Raw genomic sequence first — 17,930 nt, 5'->3', positions numbered from 1 at the left:
ACCGGCCCGTCGATCAGACGACCGGCAGCATCTGGCGCACGCTGCGCAGCAGTTCGTTGACGCTGAACGGCTTGGGCAGCAAGGCCATGCCGGTGCCCAGGAAATCGTTGCGCACGACGGCGCTCTCGGTATAGCCGGTGATGAACAGGACCGGCAACTGCGGGCGCAATGCCCGCGCCGCGTCGCCCAGCTCGCGGCCGTTCATGCCGGGCAGGCCCACGTCGGAGAGCAGCAGGTCGATGCCGCGCTCGGAATGCAGCTCCAGCAGCGCCTGTTGCGCGTTGATCGCCTCCACCACCTGGTAGCCCGACTCCACCAGCATCTCGCGCACCATCATGCGCACCGAGTCGGTGTCGTCCACCAGCAGGATGCGCTCGGACCGTCCGCGCGGCACCTGGGTGGGCTGCGGCGTCTGTTCGGGACTGAGCAGCTGGCCCTCGGGCAGCAGAAGCTCGATCTCGGTGCCCTCCCCGCGCTCGCTGGCAATGCGGGCACTGCCGCCGGACTGCCGGGCAAACCCGTACGTCATCGACAAGCCCAGCCCGGTGCCCTCGCCCTGCGGTTTGGTGGTGAAGAACGGCTCGAAGACCTTGGTGAGCAGCTCCAGCGGAATGCCGGTGCCGTTGTCGAGCACCTTCACGCTGATGTAGTGCCCGGGGGCCAGCTCATGGTCGCGTTCCACCAGGGTGCGACCGGCCCGGATCCGGATCAGCCCCTGGCCAGCCAGCGCATCGCGCGCGTTGATCACCAGGTTGAGGATCACGTTCTCGAACTGGTTCGGATCGGCCACGGCCACCATGGGCTGCGCGCCCAGCTCCAGTTCCAGCTCGATGTTCTCGCCGATCGACCGGCGCAGCATGTCTTCCAGCGAGCGGATCCGCGCCACCACGTCGAAGGTCTGCGGGTCGAGCGGCTGCTTGCGTGCGAAGGCCAGCATGCGCTGGGTCAGGGCGGCGGCGCGATGCGCCGAGGCCGTGGCGATATCGACATAGCGCGATGCCTTGTCCCAGGTGCCCCGGGCCACGGCTATCTCGATCATGTCCAGGCCGGAGATGATCGTTGTCAGCAGGTTGTTGAAGTCGTGCGCGATGCCGCCGGTGAGCTGGCCCAGTGAGTCCATCTTCTGCGCCTGCAGCAGCTCGACCTCGGTGCGCTGGCGTTCTGCAATCTGGAAGGCCAGTTCCGAGGTGGCGCTTTCCAGTTCCTGGCGCTGTTCGGTCTCGCGTGCGTGGCGTTCGGTGGTGTCCTGGATCAGCACCAGGCCCTGGCCCGGTGCACGGTAGGGCGTGACGCGCCATTCGGTGATCCGCGTCGATGCACCCGCGCGCAGGGTGAAGGTGCCCTGCCAGCGCTCGCCCTCGGCCAGCGCAACCTTCAGTGCGCTCAACGGCAGGATCTGGTCGGCCAGCAGCGCATCCAGTCGGCCCGGCGCGCGATCTTCACCGAGCAGCCGCACGAAGGCGTCGTTGGCATCGTGGTAGCGCAGGTCGGCGTCCAGTACCGCGATCGGCGCGTTAATCTGGCGGAATATCTCGCCAAAGCGTGCTTCGGCCTCGCGCAGTGCTTCTTCCGAACGGCGCGCGCGCAGCAGCGTGCGCAGCGTGGCCAGCAGCACGTCAGGATCCACCGGGTGGATCAGGTAGGCATCCGCGCCGGCGTTCAAGCCGGTGATGAGGTCCCCGGTGGCGATCGAGGCCGCCGACACGTGCACCACCGGCAGCAGCCGCATGCGCGGGTCGTCGCGCAGCTGCCGCACCACGTCGAACCCGCTCATGTCCGGCAGGTTGACGTCCAGCACCAGCGCGCCGAAATCCTGGCGGGCCAGCTGTGCCAGCCCTTCGCCGCCGGTACCGGCTTCTTCGACCTTGTAGCCGTGGTGCTCCAGCACGCGCCGCACCGCGTAGCGGGTTGCGGCGTTGTCGTCCACCACCAGGATGCGATCAGAGTTCGGCACGGGGCGCCTCCTCGGCAAGCTTGTAGGGCAGCACAACGTAGAAGTCCGAGCCTTCGCCGACCACGCTGTCCACGCCCACATGGCCGCCCAGCAGCTCGGCAAACCGCTTGCACAGCGACAGCCCCAGGCCGGTGCCGCGCAGGCGTTTCTGCAGCGGGGTATCCACCTGGACGAAATCCTCGAACAGGGTGGATTGCAGCTCGGCCGGGATGCCGATGCCGGTGTCGCGCACGCTGAAGCGCACCGAATCGTCGCCCTGCATGCGGGCCGAGACCACCACCTGCCCGTTGGGCGTGAACTTCAGGGCGTTGGAAATGAAGTTGCGCAGGATCTGCGCCAGCTTCTTGTCATCGGTGTACAGCATGGGCAACGCCGGCGGGTCCTCGAACAGCAGGTCCAGCCTGTCCCCTTCCACCAGCGGGCGGAACATGCCGCGCAGCGCCGAGAACAGGTCCATCAGGTCGAACCAGGCCGGCGAAATGGTGATGCGGCCGGCCTCGATCTTGGCCAGGTCCAGCAGGTCGTCCACCATCTCGCGCAGCTCGCTGGTGGAAGCGCTGATGAAGCGCACCTGGCGGCGCTGTTCGTCGGTGAGCGGACCGTCCATGCCGTCTTCGAGCAGGCGCGTCATGCTCAGGATCGAGCCCAGCGGCGTGCGGAATTCGTGGCTCATGTAGGACAGGAACCGGCTTTTCAGCTCGGAGACCTCGCGCAGCTGCTCTGCCTGCTGGTCCAGCTCGGCATACAGCGCCAGCACGCCCTGGTTGGTTTCGTCCAGCTCGGCGCGCAGCGCGTCGGCTTCCATGCGCAGCTGCTGCATCTGCTGATCGTTGGCAGTGGACATCAATGTATATCTCCAAGACGCAGCGCAACGATGCCGACATCGTCGCGGCCGCGGTCGAAATCACGCTGCAGCACCGCCACGATCAGCGCCGGGTGGCGGTGGACCAGGCCGGGGTAGTCGCGCAGGCTCCAGCGCGCCTGCAGTCCGTCACTGTGCATGACCAGCAGCGTGCCTGCAGGGGTGTGAAAGTGGAAGGGTTGTGCCTTGCGGAACTGCACCCCGACGATGCCCGGGTGCGAGGCCATCCCGCGCGAGCCGGTGGGCTCGCACAGCGAGGCGGCAATGTTGCCGATGCCGGCGAACTGCACGTTCTGCGCCCCCGGCCCGACACAGGCCACGGCGGCGGCACCGCCGCGGCTGCCGGACATGCCGGCATGCATCGCGCCGATCAGCGTGGCGGCGTCGAAGCCCGAGGCGCTGGCCATGGCGGCCGTGCCGGCCTGGGCGGCATCGGCCGCCGGCAGGCCATGGCCCAGTCCATCGATCAGGGTCACTACGGTGTTCTGCCCATCGGCGCGCAGGTGCCAGCCATCGCCGCAGGCCACTTCATGGCGCATGGGAATGCGCAGCGCGCCGTAGGCCAGGTCGATGTCCGGCGCGGACCGGCTCGGGTAGATGCGGGCCACGATCACCGCGCCGCGTGCATCGGACCAGGCATCGAGCACCGTCGCCTGACGGCGGATGGCGCCCAGCCCCAGCCCCTGTGTTCCGCCGGTGGAGACGCCGTCGGGGAGGCACTCGGACAGCGAGAAGCCGGGGCCGGCATCGAGCGTGCACAGTTCCACGCCGCGGCCACTGCGGCCGCAGACCAGCGACAGGTACATGCGCCCGCCGCGACCATGCTTGATCACGTTGGTGGCCAGTTCGGTAGCGGCCAGGGCCACGCGCCCGGCATCCATCTCGTCAAACCCGGCATGTTCGGCCAGGGCCAGCGCTTCGCGCCGGGCCTGTCCAACCTGCGAGACCTCCTCGACCGCCACCACCCGGGTCACCTGGCCGGTGAAATTCAGGTCCATTTGGTGATGGCAATGCGCGTGCCTTCGCCTGGCGCGCTGTCCAGCTCGAAGTCGTCCACCAGCCGGCGCGAACCAGACAGCCCCAGGCCCATGCCCGAGCCGGACGACCAGCCATCGGTAAGGGCCTGGGCCAGGTCGGGAATGCCGGGCCCCTGGTCGGTGAAGACCAGGCGCACGCCCTTGCGCAGGCCGCTTTCCAGGATTTCCCAGGCCATGGTGCCGCCGCCGCCGTAGATCACCGCATTGCGTGCCAGCTCGCTGGCAGCGGTCACCAGTTTGGTCTGGTCGATCAACCGCAGCTTGCAGGCCACCGCCACCTGGCGCGCAGCCTGGCGTGCCAGCACCACATCCTGCTCGACGCGGATCGGCAACACACCGGTCGGCGCGGTCATGGCAGGTCTTCGTCGGTGCGCTGCAGCAGCTTCATGCCGCGCTCGACGTTGAGCGCGGTACGCACGCCGCTGAGGGTAAGCCCCAGCTCCACCAGCGTGATCGCCACCGCCGGCTGCATGCCCACCACGACGGTGGTGGCATCCATGATCCGGGCGATGGAGGAGATGGTGGAGATCATGCGCCCGATGAAGGAATCGACGATATCCAGTGCCGAGATGTCGATCAGCACGCCGCGCGCGGACGTACGGCGGATCTTCTCGCTCAGGTCGTCCTGCAGGGTCAGTGCCAGCTGGTCATGCATGTCCACCTGGATGGTCACCAGCAGCAGATCGCCCATCTGCAGAATCGGAATGCGTTCCATATCAGCGCTCTGCCCGTACCACCGTCTGCCCGGTGCGCTTGAGCGCCAACGCCAGCGCGTCGGCCAGGTTGGCCTTGGTCACGATGCCCTGCAGGTCCAGACCGAGGTGCACGATGGTCTGGGCAATCTGCGGGCGCACACCGCTGATGATGGCGTCGGCGCCCATCAGGCGGATGGCGGTGACCGTCTTGAGCAGGTGCTGGGCCACCAGGGTGTCCACGGTGGGCACGCCGGTGATGTCGATGATGGCGATTTCCGAGCCGGTATCGACGATCCGCTGCAGCAGCGATTCCATCACCACCTGGGTGCGCTGCGAATCCAGCGTGCCGATCATCGGCAGCGCCAGCACGCCTTCCCACAGCTTCACCACGGGGGTGGACAGCTCCAGCATTTCTTCCTGCTGGCGCTGGATCACGTCTTCGCGGGTCTTCTGGAACGCCTTGACGCTGTGCAGGCCCAGCAGGTCCAGCAGTTCGGAGATCGCCCACAGCTGGTCGCCCAGCAGCGCCGTGTCGTCGGCGTACCCCTGTTGGATGAGGTCGAACAACGGGCGCTTGAGCGAGAACAGGAAGCGGGCGGTTTCGGCCGAGTCGAAGCCCTTGAGCACGCGGTCGCGCGAGAGGTCTTCAAGGAAACGGCGGGTTTCCTGCCAGTCGGCGCCGATCAGGCTGCCCGTGTTGGCCACCGACAGCGCCTGCAGGAACAGGCGCCAGAACTCGCGGGCCTGCGTATCCAGTTCGCGGGCGGACAACCGCCCGTCCTGGGTCTGGCCACCACCGGTAAGGCTGTCCATCCACTGGGCCAACAGGGTCTCCTGGTGGCTTCGGATGAGGTCGATCGTGCGCTGCTGCAAAGCCGCCATGCGGAATTCCTGCAAAGAGAGGTGGAGAGCCAGACCGGCGCACCTGAATGGGCGCCGGGACGCGAGCTTAAATCAATTCAGGTTGCTGAGGAGCGTACGGTGAAGCGTCTGATGTGAAGCAATTGCCCACATAGCTGACTCGTTCATGTAACGCCCCTTGCACCCTGCCCGCGTCGCGCCCGATCCGATGCCTCAGCCCCCTGCCGGAGCGGCCCAACTGCGCAGCGGACGGCTGGCCAGCAGGGCCACGCTCCGGTCAGGCAGGGTGAGCCCACCCCCTTCGTCGAGCACCGGTGCCTGGCCTGCCGTGGTGGACAGCAGCACGCGCCAGTGCCGGTCGCCCGGCGCAGGCACCGCGAACCGAACCTCGGCATGGCCGGCATTGACCACCAGCAGCAGGGTTTCATGTTCGGGACCCTGCTCGCTGGTGCCGGCATCACTGCCGCCCATCCTGACCATCAGCACACGTGCCTCCGGATCGTTCCAGTCGGCCTCGCCCATGGGCGCCCCATCGGCGCGCAGCCATTCCACCGACCCCTCATCGCCCCCGTCGCGCGCGTCCAGGAAGCGTCCGCGGCGCAGGTGGGGATAGCGCCGCCGAAGCTTCAGTGCCTTGCGCACGAATGCGGTCTGGCGCTTGCCCGCCTCAGAGGCGGCCTCGGCCCAGTCCAGCCAGGTCAACGGGTTGTCCTGGCAATAGGCATTGTTGTTGCCCTGCTGGGTGCGCCCGAACTCATCGCCGGCCAACAGCATCGGCGTGCCCTGTGCGAACAGCAGGCTGGCCAGCATGTTGCGCATCTGCCGCCCGCGCAGCGCCAGCAGGTCCGCGTCCTGGCTGGGCCCTTCGGCGCCGTGGTTCCAGGAGATGTTGTGGTCGCTGCCGTCGCGCCCGTCCTCGCCATTGGCCTGGTTGTGCTTGTCGTTGTAGCTGACCAGATCGTGCAGGGTGAATCCGTCGTGCGCGGTCACGAAATTGATCGACGCCGCCGGACGCCGGCCCTTGTGGTTGAACAGGTCGGCCGAGCCCATGATGCGGGTGGCGAACTCGGGCAGCTGCCCGCCGTCGCCCCGCCACAGTGCACGTACGTTGTCACGGAATTTGTCGTTCCATTCGGCCCATCCGGGGGGGAACTGGCCCAGTTGGTAACCGCCCGGGCCGATGTCCCACGGCTCGGCGATCAGCTTCACCTGGCTCAGCACCGGGTCCTGGCGCACCGCGTCGAGGAAGCTGCCGGACGGATCGAACCCTTCGCGCTCGCGCCCCAGGATGGTGGCCAGGTCGAAGCGGAAGCCGTCCACGTGCATGTCCTGCACCCAGTAGCGCAGCGAATCCATCACCATCCGCAACGCACCGGCGTTGGTCAGGTCGAAGGTGTTGCCGGTACCGGTGTCGTTGACGTAGTAGCGCGGGTTGTCGGCCAGGCGGTAGTAGCTGGCGTTGTCGATGCCCTTGAACGACAGCGTCGGGCCCAGCTCGTTGCCTTCGGCGGTGTGGTTGTAGACCACGTCCAGGATCACTTCCAGCCCGGCCGCATGCACGCCGGCCACCATCTGCTTGAATTCGGCGATGGCGTTGGTGGCCAGCAACCGCGGGTCCGGCGCGAAGAAGGCCAGGGTGTTGTAGCCCCAATAGTTGCGCAGGCCACGCTCGAGCAGGTGCTGGTCGTCCACGTGGGCGTGCACGGGCAGCAGTTCCAGCGCGGTGGCGCCCAGGTGCTTGAGGTGGTCCAGCAGGCTGTCGTGCTTGAGTGCGGAGAACGTGCCCCGCGCCGATTCGGCGATGTCCGGATGCAGCATCGACAGGCCGCGCACGTGTGCCTCGTAGATCACCGTGTCTTCCCAGGCAACGCCCGGCGGACGGTCGCGCCCCCAGGTGAACGCCGGATCGACCACTGCGCACTTTGGCATGAACGGCGCGCTGTCGCGTTTGTCGAAACTCAGGTCTTTGTCGCGATGGCCAACGGTGTAGCCGAACAACGCCGGGGCCCACTTCAGGTGGCCCACCACCTGGCGGGCGTACGGGTCCAGCAGCAGCTTGTGGGGATTGAAGCGGTGACCTGCCTCGGGTGCGTAGGGGCCATCCACGCGGTACCCATAGCGCTGGCCCGGACGCGCGTCGGGCAGGTAGCCATGCCATATCTCGTCGGTGTACTCGGGCAGCACGATCCGCTCCACCTCGCGTCCGCGCTCGTTGAACAGGCACAGCTCCACGCGGGTGGCGTGGCGGCTGTAGAGCGAGAAGTTGACCCCTACCCCGTCCCAGGTGGCACCGAGCGGAAAGGGGCGGCCGGCGCGCACGCGCGAGGTCTGCACGGAGGGAAGCGGGCTCATCGGCGCGGCTCCTTGCCGGCCGCCGCCTTCAGTTCGGCCTCGAGCAATCGCTCGGCCATCAGCCAATGGCGCGTGCTTTGTCCGTCCGGGCGGCCCTCGGCCTCCCAGATCTGTCGCGCCAGTTCTGCAATGCGTTCGCGTCGTTCGTGCTCTTCCATGGGTCCCGGCTTCAGTGGTGGATCAACAGGGTCACGGGGCTGTCCGCAGACAGCACCCGCAACGGAACAGAGGCGGTTTGACTTTCTACAGCCTGACCGGTGAGTACGTTGCGATAGCGCCCGGGCGGGACGCTGACCCGGGCGCCTCCCCAGAACCGCGCCGGCAGCGCGGCGGTGGCGTGGGTAGCCGGCCCGGCGCTCATTCCGATGGCCACCACCAGCACCAGGCGCTGGCCCTGATGCTGGCGGCACAGCGCCAGCACCCGGTCAGGTGCGGTGGTGGGCAGCGGCTGGTAGTCGCCGTGTGCGAACAGTGCGGGCATCGCGCGCCGCACCTGCAACAACGCGTGCAGCAGCCGCGCCTTGACTGCGCCGTCGTGCCAGGCCGCCAGCAGCTGTGGCCAGCGCCGCGTCTCGTCGAGCCACTCGCGGCGCGTGGTGTAGTCCACGGGGCGACGGTTGTCCGGGTCGACCAGCGACAGATCCCAGCCTTCGGTGCCTTGGTACAGGTCCGGCACGCCGGGAATCGTCAGGCGCAGTGCCGCCTGCACCAGGCTCAGGCGCGCCCCGGCCGGCGCCAGCCGTGTCACCGCCGCGCAGAGCGCCTGCCGCAGCGGCTGCGCGGCGGGTGCGCTGAACATGTTGTCCAGCAGCGTGCCGGCCGCGTGCTCATAGGCGGCATCGGGGTCGCGCCAACTACTGCGCAGGCCCCCTTCGCGCAGGGCCTTGCGTTGCCATTCGGCCACACGCTGCGCGAAGCCGTCCGGGACCCGCTCCGCCTCGGCCGGCCAGGCCGACACCAGGGTCTGCCACAGCATCAGCCGGTCGGCAGGATGCAGCGCGGCCGCACCGAGGGGCGCGGCAAGACGGTCGAAGCGGCGCACGTGCGTATGCCACCATTCCCGCCAGTGCGACAACACCGCCAGGCGCATCCGCGCATCTTCACCGCGCTTGTGGTCATGGGTGGCCGTGGCCAGCAATGCACGCGGGTGGGAGCGCCCGCGCTCGGCCGCCCGCGCGTGGAAATCCGCTGCCGACAGCCCCAGCACGGCGGGATCGCTGCCGACCTCGTTGCGCGACAACTGGGCGGCGTACCGATAGAAGCTGCAGTCTTCCACTGCCTTGGCGGTCAGCGGCGCACTCAGCAGTTGGACCTGTTGGCGCAGGCGCAGGCAGGCCGCGCGCAGCGTCGGCGGTGCATTTACTGCAAGCGGGGCCAGCATCCAGCCCAGGATGTGCTGGATGGCCGTTGTCACTGCCGGGTCAGCGCCGGCGCACGCGGCCTGCGCCGCCTGCTGCCAGCAGCCACGGTCCGCCGCTGTGGCCACTTCGTCGTCCAGGTAGCTGCGGTAGACCGGAAAGTGCACCAGCAGCCGCGCCACCGCCGTGCCCAACAGCACGGCGCCCAGATCGGCCGCCGCGCCGCCCGCTTCATCGGCCACCCTCGCCAGCAAGGCTACCAGCGCGTCGAACTCTGCCTTCAGGCCGCTCTCCAGCACCTCCACACGCGCCTGCCGCTCGACCTGCCCCACATCGCGCGGGTCCGCCATGGCCTGCCGCCACTGCGCAGCCAGCTGCGCGCCACCGGCGATGTCATGCAGCAGCGCGCTAACCTGATCCATGGCGTCATAACCGGTGCTGCCATCACACGGCCAACGGGCAGGTAATTGCTCGTCATGGCCCAGGATCTTCTCCACCCACAGCCCCAGCGTGCCCGGCGCCAGCTGCCGCGCCGCGCCCGCCGCGTCAAGGGCGGAGCGCAGCGTGCGCAGGTAGCGGGTCGGATCGCGCAGGCCATCCACATGGTCAACGCGCACGCCGTCGATGACACCGTCAGCGGCCAGCCGCAACGGCAACGCATGCACCGCCGTGAATACCTCCGCGCGCTCCATCTGCAGCGCCGCCAGCGCGCTGATGGTGAAGAACCGCCGGTAATTCACCTGCGCATCGCCGCTGCGCCACCACGCCAGCCGGTAGGCCTGGCGCGCCAGCACCGCGGCCAACGCGCGGGCCGGCATGCCGGGCGCGGCGTCGGGCTGGGTCTGGGGGGCCAGCGGATAGCGGCCCTCCGGCAGCAGCAGCCAGGCGGTGCCGTGCGCATCACGCTCCACCTGGAGCACGCCGTCGGCAAGCGCCGCCGCCACCGGGCGGTCGAGCACCGGCAGCCACAGTTTCCCGTCGCGGCCGGGCGCGTTCCAGTCGATGTCGAACCAGGCGGCATACCGGCTGGCCTGGCCGTGGGCGAGCACATCGGCCCAGTACGGGTTGCTCGGGTGCGCGGCCACGTGGTTGGGCACGATGTCCACGATCAGCCCCATGCCATGCCTGCGCGCCTGCTCGGCCAACCGGATCAGCGCAGGCTCACCGCCCAGTGCCGGGTTGACTGTCGCCGGATCGATCACGTCGTAGCCGTGGCTGGAACCGGCCACGGCGCTGGCAATCGGCGACAGGTACAGGTGGCTGATGCCCAGGTCCGCGTAGTACCCGAGCTGGGCCTGCGCAGCCTCGAAGGTGAAGCCGGCATGCAGCTGCACCCGTGCGGTAGCCCGGAACGGCACCATCTCAGTGCTCCTTTCCGCGCGCGGCGGCAAACCGGCGCAGCGCCGCGTGCAGCAGGTGGCGCGGGAGCGGCTGCGGCAGGCGGTGGCGCCAGTTGGGATACACCGCCACGGTACCCGGCAGGTTCACCTGTTCGCGCAGCCCCAGCGCGTCTTCCACCGGCAGCAGCGCCAACGGGGCGGGGCCGGTGGCGACGAACGCAATCGCGGCGTCGTGCAGGGTGTCCGGGCATGCCTGGTCGGCCCCCACCGCACCGGCGAGCTGCGCGGCTTCCTGGCGGCGCCGCGCCATGGCCGCCGCGGTGATGTCGTCGCTGTCGTTGGCCAGCCGCGCACGCACCGCAATGTCTTCGCCGCGCTGCCAGCCTGCCAGCGTCGGCAGATCGTGGGTGCCGGTGGTGGCCACGGCCATCGTGCGCCACAGGTTGGGTGGCAGGAACTCACCGTCGCTGGCACGGGAGAAGGCAAGCACGTCCATGCCCATCACGCCGCGCTCGGCAAGCCGCTGGCGAATGCCGTCGGGCACCACGCCAAGGTCTTCGCCGATGACGATGCAGCGGTGCCGCCATGACTCCAGCGCCAGCAGGTTCAACAGGTCGTCCAGTGGATAGCGCAGGTACGCACCCGCGCCCGACCCCGCCCCGTGCGGCACCACCCACAGCCGCTGCAGGCCCAGGATGTGATCGATGCGCACGCCGCCACGATCCCGCATGACCGCGCGCAGCAGCGCAATGAAGGGCGCAAACCCGGTGCGCCGCAATCCATCGGGCGAGTAGCTGCTTACGCCCCACACCTGCCCGTGCGGTGCGAACGCATCCGGCGGTGCTCCCAATACCAGCCCGCGCAGCGCGGTGTCGCCCGCGGCCGCCGCCTCGGCGCCGTCAGGCACGAAGCCCACCGCGAGGTCGGCGATCAGCCCGAGTGCCATCCCGCGCGCGCGCGCACGCTGCTGCACCTGCGCCCAGCTTCGGGTCGACAGCCACTGCGCAAAGCACTGCAACGCCGGGTCGGGCTGGCCCAACCCCGCCGCGTTGAAGGACGCAAAGCGCGCCAGCGCCGCGCCGCCTGCCTGCTGATGCTGATGCAGCGCCGCCTGCAGATCCTGCGGCGCATCCTGCATGGCCTCGAACCAGCGTGACAGGCGCGCCCATTTGAAGGCCGCCGCGCCCGCCCAGTCGATCAGGCCATCTGGCGGTGGCATCGGTGCGTGGTTATCCACGTCGTCGGCCTGTACCCACGGCGGCGGCGCGGTATACACCGGCTCCAGGAAGCGCCGGTCGCTGGGCGAGTACGGGCTGAAAAGAGGTTCGATCCGGCCGGCCGCATGCAGTGGGCTGAGCGCCAGCGCATCGCCCCCGGCGGCATACACGCGTCGGCACCACGCGGCCACTCCGTCGCTGTCGCCAATGCCGGCGTCGGCGCGCGACCGCCCCGCATACACCTGCAGGGTGGCACCCCAGCGGCGCGGCGTGGGCGTACCGCTGGCATCGGCCACGCTGAAACAGCGGGCCGGCGCGATCGCAACGGCGTGTTCGTCCGCACCCACCCGCAGCGTCCAGTAGCCGGGCCGGTCCGGACAATGCCAGCCGCCCGCGCTGTCCCGACGTGCCGGCGTGGTGCGTCCTTCCTCGTCGCACCACACGGCGTGGGCCGAATCGGGCGGTCCAATCGTGAGCGTCGCACCCGCCAGCGCGGTACGCAGGCGGGGTTGCGCCCGCTCGGCCATGCAGCGCTGCAGGCTGTCCTGGCGCTGTGCAGCGGACGTTGCCGGCCACTCCAGTGCCTCCAGCACTGCCAGCAGCGTCGCCGGTTCAACCCGGCGCGGGGTGCCGTGCACGTCCTCCCAGTCCACCAGCACGCCAACGGCGCCTGCCAGGCCGACCAGATCGACAGCAGGCCCGGTCATCGCGGCACCCAGCGAACCAGCATCGATGCTGGCGGCAAGGTACCACCGGCGTCGGCGGCGCCGAGCGACAGCACGGTCTGCCCCGCAGGCAACGTCGCCTTGGCCTGGCCGTCGCCCAGGTTGAACGCCAGCCACCACTCACCCGTTGGCAGTGCCCACCCCACCGCAATGGCATGGTCGGCCAGTACCGTGGCGCCCAGACTGCGCGCCTGCGCCACGCCGTCCACCAGGTAGCGGCGGCGCGCCGCCAGGCATGTTTTGAAGTGGGCCAGCCAGGGGTTGTGTGCCAACGCCTCCGGCGATGGCAGCGGGCACTGCGAGGCCTCGAAGGTCGCCCGCGCGTTCGGATCGGGAATCGCATCGCGGGCCGCCGCTTCGGCAAACGCCTTGAGCTGGCGGAACTCGGTCCGCCTGCCCTCGCGCACGGCCTCATCCAGCGGCGGCTCGAAATCGGTGAAGAACAGGAACGGCTCGGAGGCGCCCCATGGCTCGCCCATGAAGAACAGCGGCACCATCGGCGTCAGGGCGGTCAGCGCCTGCGCCACGCGCAACCGCGCCGGCGCCACCGACTGCTGCAGCCGGTCACCAAACGCCCGGTTGCCGATCTGGTCGTGGTTCTGCGCGAACACCACGAAATGGTCGGGCGAGAGCCCGGCACTGGGCTCGCCGCGGCGGTTGCCGTGCCGGTTCACCTCGCCCTGCCAGGCAAACCCTTCGGAGAGTACCCGGGCCAGGGCCGTGGTCGGCGCGGTGGCGTAGTCGGCGTAATAGCTCTCGGTTTCGCCGGTGAGCAGCACGTGCAGCGCGTTGTGGAAGTCGTCGTTCCATTGCGCGGTGTAGCCTTCGCCCAGCAACGAAGCGGCGTTGTTTTCGTTCTCCACCACCAGGTCCACCGGATGCGCCGGCCCATCGGTGTGGATCGCTTCGCGCAGGGTTTCCAGGAACGTCTGCGGGTGGATCGCATGCACCGCATCCAGGCGCAGGCCGTCGAAGCGATACTCGCGCAGCCACATCAACGCATTCTCGATGAAGAAACGCTGCACCCACGGCTGCCGGAAGTCGATCGCCGCGCCCCACGGCGTGCGTACGTCCTCGCGGAAGAACTGAGGCGCATAGGCGGCCAACTGGTTGCCCTCCGGGCCGAAGTGGTTGAACACCACATCCAGCAGCACCATCATGCCCAGCTCGTGGGCGGCATCCACCAGAGCCTTCAGCTGATCAGGGCTGCCGTACACCGACACCGGCGCATACGGCAGCACGCCGTCGTAGCCCCAGTTGCGTGTGCCCGCGAAGGTGGCCAATGGCATCAGCTGCAACGCGGTGATGCCCATGGCGGCCAGTGCGGGCAGCTGGGCCTGCAGGCCCGCATAGCCGCCCACCGCCCCCACGTGCACCTCGTAAAGCACCGCTTCGGGCCACACGCGCCCTGCCCCGCCGGTAGTGCGCCACACGTAGGCGTCCTCATCGGGGATGGCACTGGCACCCTTCAGTCCTTCCGGCTGCCAGCGCGACGCCGGATCGGGCACGCTCAGCGTTCCATCAATCCGGAAGCGGTAGCGCTGGCCGGGTGCGCAGGCGCACACGACGGCGTGGCAGCCATCGCCCTCGTCGGTCATCGCCACCACCTCACCGTCCAGCAGCAGGTCCACGCGGGATGCGGCCGGCGCCCATAGCCGGAAGCAGTACCCACCCTCTGCCTGCCGCCGCGCGCCCAGTTGCCGCCGCGCAGGCGTCACTCGCTCACCTGGAGGTAAAGCGTGGACAGCGGCGGCAACGTCAGCTCGATCGACTGCGCGTGGCCGTGCATGGCAATCGGCATGGCGTCCACGTGGCCGCGGTTGCCCACATCACTGCCGCCATAGAACTGGCTGTCGCTGTTGAACACCTCACGCCAACGCCCGCCACGCGGCACACCCACCCGATACCCGTGGCGCTCCACCGGGGTGAAGTTGCTCACCGCCAGCAGCGCCCCGCCCTCGCCGTGCACATCGTGGCGGATGAAGGCCAGCACGCTGTTGGCGTGGTCATCGCCCACGCTCCACTCGAAGCCGTGTTCACTGCGGTTGCCGTGGCGCAGCGCCGGAATGTCGCGCAGCAGCCGGTTCAGATCCGCCACCAGTCGCGCCACCCCCGCGTGTTCCGGTTGCGCGGCCAGCGCCCAGTCCAGCTCGGCGTCATGGTTCCATTCGGTGGCCTGGGCGAACTCGCCGCCCATGAACAGCAGTTTGCTGCCCGGGTGGGCCCACATGAAGCCGTAGTACGCGCGCAGGTTGGCCAGTTGCTGCCAGCGGTCGCCCGGCATCTTGCCCAGCAGCGATCCTTTGCCATGCACCACTTCATCGTGCGACAGCGGCAACACGAAATCCTCGGAGAAGGCATACATCGCGCTGAAGGTCATCTCGCTGTGGTGGTGCGAGCGGTGGATGGGGTCGCGTTGCAGGTAGCTCAGGGTGTCGTGCATCCAGCCCATGTTCCATTTGTGCGAAAAGCCCAGCCCGCCCTCGGCGGCCGGCGCGGTCACGCCGGGCCACGCCGTGGATTCTTCGGCGATCACCACCACGCCCGGGTACGTGCTGGAAATGGCGCTGTTGAGCGCACGCAGGAAGTCGATCGCTTCCAGGTTCTCGCGACCGCCGTGCGCATTCGGAATCCATTGCCCGTCTTCGCGGCTGTAGTCGCGGTACAGCATCGACGCCACCGCATCCACGCGCAGCCCGTCGATGTGGAAACGGTCTATCCACTCCAGCGCGCTGCCGATCAGGAACCCGGACACCTCGCTGCGGCCGTAGTTGTAGATCAACGTGTCCCAGTCCGGGTGCAGGCCCTGGCGCGGATCTTCATGCTCGTACAGACCGGTGCCGTCGAAGCGTTGCATGCCATGCGCATCGGAGGGGAAGTGCGCGCCCACCCAATCCACGATGACGCCCAGGCCATGCTGGTGGCAACGGTCGACGAAGCGCGCGAATCCTTCCGGGTCGCCATGCCGTGCGGTGGGGGCATACAGCCCCAGGGGCTGGTAGCCCCACGAGCCGCCAAACGGATGCTCGCTTACGGGCAGCAGCTCGATGTGGGTGAAACCCAGCTGCTTGATGTAGGGAATCAGGGTGTCGGCCAGCGTGTCCCAATCCAGCACCCCGCCGTCTGCGCTGCGACGCCATGACCCGGCATGCAGCTCATAGATGGAGATCGCGCCGGCCGCGTTGGCGGCGCGTGCCTGCATCCAGTCCTGGTCCTGCCACGCGTGCCCGGCGGCCGAGCCCACCACCGACGCGGTGCCCGGCAGCGGCTCGCACTGGCGCGCCATGGGGTCGGCCTTGTCGGTCAGGTGCGCGCCATCGGCCGCGATGATCTCGAATTTGTAGCGTGCGCCGGCCGCCACGCGCGGCACGAAGATTTCCCATACGCCCGCCTCGTGGCGGAACCGCATCGGATGGCGCGTGCCGTCCCAGCTGTTGAAGTCGCCCACCACTGCCACCCGGCGCGCGTTCGGCGCCCAGACCGCGAAGCGCACGCCCGCCACGCCCTGGTCGGTGGCCAGCTGCGCGCCCAGCCCGGTCCGGATGCTGTGCGGGTCGCCGTCGGGGATGCCGGCCAGCACGGCCGCGTCCAGCTGCGGCCCGAAGCCGAACACATCCTCGATCTCCTGCTGGTGCGTGCCCCAGTCCACTCGCAGCAGCGCTACCCCGGCACCGTCGGTTGGCGCCTCGAACACGCCCTGGCCGCGCGCGGTCATCGGCGTCCACTGGCCGGCCTTGTCCCGCCGCTGTACACCCACGGCCCCGGCGAACAGGACCCGCAGCCACCAGCGGCCCTGCGCATCGCGGTGCGGGCCAAGCAAGGCAAACGGGTCGCCCGGCGCACCGGCCGCCAATGCGGCCAGTGCGGGCTCCAGCGCGTCGCCGGCGGGCAAGGAATCCTGCGTGTCCATCGAGCTGTGTTCGCTGGCGTTGGTCTGTTCGCAGGACACCTTCATGCGCGCGCCTCTGCGGTGCGCTGGTACAGGTCGATGTAGTGCGTGCCGGCAACCTCCCAGCCACTGGGCCGCAGCATCGCCGCGCGACGCATGGCGGCCATCAGGCGCGGCTGCCGGAAGGTGCGGAACGCGCGTTGCACGCAGCGGCGCAGGTTGTCCACTTCGGGCCCATTGAACAGGAACCCGGTAACGCCATCGTCCACGGTATCGATCAGCCCCCCGGTAGCGTGCGCGATCGGCAGGCAGCCAAAGCGCTGCGCGTACATCTGGCTCAGCCCGCAGGGCTCGAACCGCGATGGCATCAACAGGAAGTCGGCGCCGGCGAACATGCGGCGCGCCAGCGTTTCATCAAAGCCGATATAGGCCGACACGCTGCCCGGGAAGCGGCGCGCCAGTGCACGCACCTGCGCTTCAATGGCCGGCTCGCCGCCGCCGATGATCACCAGCTGGCCGCCCGCGGCCACGATCTGCGGTGCCACGTCGCAGGTCAGGTCCAGGCCCTTCTGGTGCACCAGCCGCGACACCACCGCGAACAACGGTCCCCGGCTTTCCGGCAGGCCGAAGGCACGGCGCACATCGCGGGCATTGTGGTCACGGCCTTCAAAGCTGTGCACGTCGAAATGCGCCGGCAGGTGCCGGTCGGTGCTGGGATCCCAGCTGGCATCGATGCCGTTGACGATGCCGCTCAGGTGCCCCAGCGCGGCGCGGCGCGACAGCAGCCGATCCAGGCCGCATCCTTCGGCTGGCGCGGTGATCTGCGCGGCATAGCTGATGCTCACGGTGTTGACCTGGTCGGCATGGACGATGCCGCCGCGCAGGAACGACAGCTGGCCATGGAACTCCAGCGCCTCGCACTGCGCCTCGTCGATGCCCAGGTCGGTGGCCAGCGCGGTGGGGAACAGGCCCTGGTAGGCCAGGTTGTGGATGGTGAGCAGGCACGATGCCGTGCTGCCCTGCCAGCGCACGTACGCGGCCGCCAGCGCGCACGGCCAATCATTCAGGTGCAGCAGATCCGGCTGCCATTCCATGCCCGCCTCACCGGACGCCATCAGCGCCGCCGCGCGCGACAGCGTGGCAAACCGCACCGCGTTGTCGCCCCAGGGCAGGCCGGCGTTGTCCACGTAAGGCGTCCCTTCGCGCTCGTACAGTTCCGGGCAGATCAGCACGTACACCGGCAGCCCATCGTCCAGCACGGTGTGGGCGATCACGCAGGCCGGCAGCGCTGCATGCGCCTCGGTCTGCCCCACCACCTGGATGGGCCCGGTGCGCGCCAGCACCTCGCTGTAGCCGGGAATCAGCACGCGCATGTCGGCGCGGTCGCGCAATGCGCGCGGCAGCGCGGCTGCCACATCGCCCAGACCACCGGCCTTGACGAAGTCCGCCATTTCCGAGACAACGAACAACACCCGGCGTGCCGTGTCCGGCAGCGGGGCGAAGAAACCCGAGCGTCCAAGCGATGACGCTGGACGCCGATGTCGACGCTCCTGGAGGGCATCGCACTGGGAAACGGCGTCTGCACTGGCGGCGGAAGACGCGAGGGGGAGATGGCGCGTAGGCATGGGCGACTCGATGGC

At 69.1% G+C, this 17,930-nt stretch carries 13 protein-coding genes; all 13 read right to left on the bottom strand.

Translation table 11 applies throughout. From position 1 onward, the window contains the following. Window positions 1-13: 13 nt before the first annotated feature. Entirely contained in the window at window positions 14-1,954 is a 1,941-nt protein-coding gene (locus ABIA71_RS06970) for a response regulator (protein WP_354284229.1), read from the bottom strand. Further along, window positions 1,941-2,798, bottom strand: a complete 858-nt coding sequence (locus ABIA71_RS06965; RefSeq protein ID WP_128096433.1) for a sensor histidine kinase — start codon at window positions 2,796-2,798, stop codon at window positions 1,941-1,943. The genes ABIA71_RS06970 and ABIA71_RS06965 overlap by 14 nt, the downstream gene beginning before the upstream one ends. Next, complete coding sequence (locus ABIA71_RS06960) at window positions 2,798-3,814, bottom strand: ATP-binding protein (RefSeq protein WP_354284227.1); 1,017 nt, start codon at window positions 3,812-3,814, stop codon at window positions 2,798-2,800. Before ABIA71_RS06960 ends, ABIA71_RS06965 begins: the two co-directional genes overlap by 1 nt. After that, window positions 3,805-4,206, bottom strand: coding sequence for an ATP-binding protein (locus ABIA71_RS06955; RefSeq protein WP_128096431.1), 402 nt, complete (start codon window positions 4,204-4,206; stop codon window positions 3,805-3,807). Before ABIA71_RS06955 ends, ABIA71_RS06960 begins: the two co-directional genes overlap by 10 nt. Next, entirely contained in the window at window positions 4,203-4,568 is a 366-nt protein-coding gene (locus tag ABIA71_RS06950; RefSeq protein WP_128096430.1) for an STAS domain-containing protein, read from the bottom strand. Before ABIA71_RS06950 ends, ABIA71_RS06955 begins: the two co-directional genes overlap by 4 nt. A 1-nt stretch (window position 4,569) precedes the next feature. Next, window positions 4,570-5,430 (bottom strand): STAS domain-containing protein, encoded by an 861-nt coding sequence (locus tag ABIA71_RS06945; RefSeq protein ID WP_354284224.1) that lies wholly within the window; start codon window positions 5,428-5,430, stop codon window positions 4,570-4,572. 192 nt (window positions 5,431-5,622) lie between these two features. Further along, complete coding sequence (gene glgX / locus ABIA71_RS06940) at window positions 5,623-7,761, bottom strand: glycogen debranching protein GlgX (RefSeq protein WP_354284222.1); 2,139 nt, start codon at window positions 7,759-7,761, stop codon at window positions 5,623-5,625. Further along, complete coding sequence (locus tag ABIA71_RS06935; protein ID WP_128096427.1) at window positions 7,758-7,919, bottom strand: DUF2934 domain-containing protein; 162 nt, start codon at window positions 7,917-7,919, stop codon at window positions 7,758-7,760. Before ABIA71_RS06935 ends, glgX begins: the two co-directional genes overlap by 4 nt. A gap of 11 nt (window positions 7,920-7,930) precedes the next feature. Beyond that, entirely contained in the window at window positions 7,931-10,480 is a 2,550-nt protein-coding gene (gene treY / locus ABIA71_RS06930; protein ID WP_354284220.1) for a malto-oligosyltrehalose synthase, read from the bottom strand. 1 nt (window position 10,481) lies between these two features. Continuing rightward, window positions 10,482-12,383, bottom strand: a complete 1,902-nt coding sequence (gene malQ / locus ABIA71_RS06925) for a 4-alpha-glucanotransferase (RefSeq protein ID WP_354284218.1) — start codon at window positions 12,381-12,383, stop codon at window positions 10,482-10,484. After that, window positions 12,380-14,119, bottom strand: a complete 1,740-nt coding sequence (treZ, locus tag ABIA71_RS06920; RefSeq protein WP_354284216.1) for a malto-oligosyltrehalose trehalohydrolase — start codon at window positions 14,117-14,119, stop codon at window positions 12,380-12,382. Before treZ ends, malQ begins: the two co-directional genes overlap by 4 nt. Beyond that, window positions 14,116-16,311 carry a 1,4-alpha-glucan branching protein GlgB gene (gene glgB, locus ABIA71_RS06915; RefSeq protein WP_354284408.1) on the bottom strand — a complete coding sequence of 732 codons (2,196 nt, stop codon included), beginning with the start codon at window positions 16,309-16,311 and terminating at the stop codon, window positions 14,116-14,118. The genes treZ and glgB overlap by 4 nt, the downstream gene beginning before the upstream one ends. A gap of 41 nt (window positions 16,312-16,352) precedes the next feature. After that, the gene (glgA, locus tag ABIA71_RS06910) at window positions 16,353-17,915 is read right to left on the bottom strand and encodes a glycogen synthase GlgA (protein ID WP_502961210.1); all 1,563 of its coding nucleotides are present in this window, start codon (window positions 17,913-17,915) and stop codon (window positions 16,353-16,355) included. Window positions 17,916-17,930: the final 15 nt, after the last annotated feature.

Origin of the sequence: Stenotrophomonas sp. 2619 (assembly GCF_040548725.1) — a bacterium.
Taxonomy (GTDB): Bacteria; Pseudomonadota; Gammaproteobacteria; order Xanthomonadales; family Xanthomonadaceae; genus Stenotrophomonas; species Stenotrophomonas maltophilia_AP.
The sequence above is the reverse complement of the archived record's forward strand: the minus strand, read 5'-3'. Positions and strand labels throughout refer to the sequence as shown.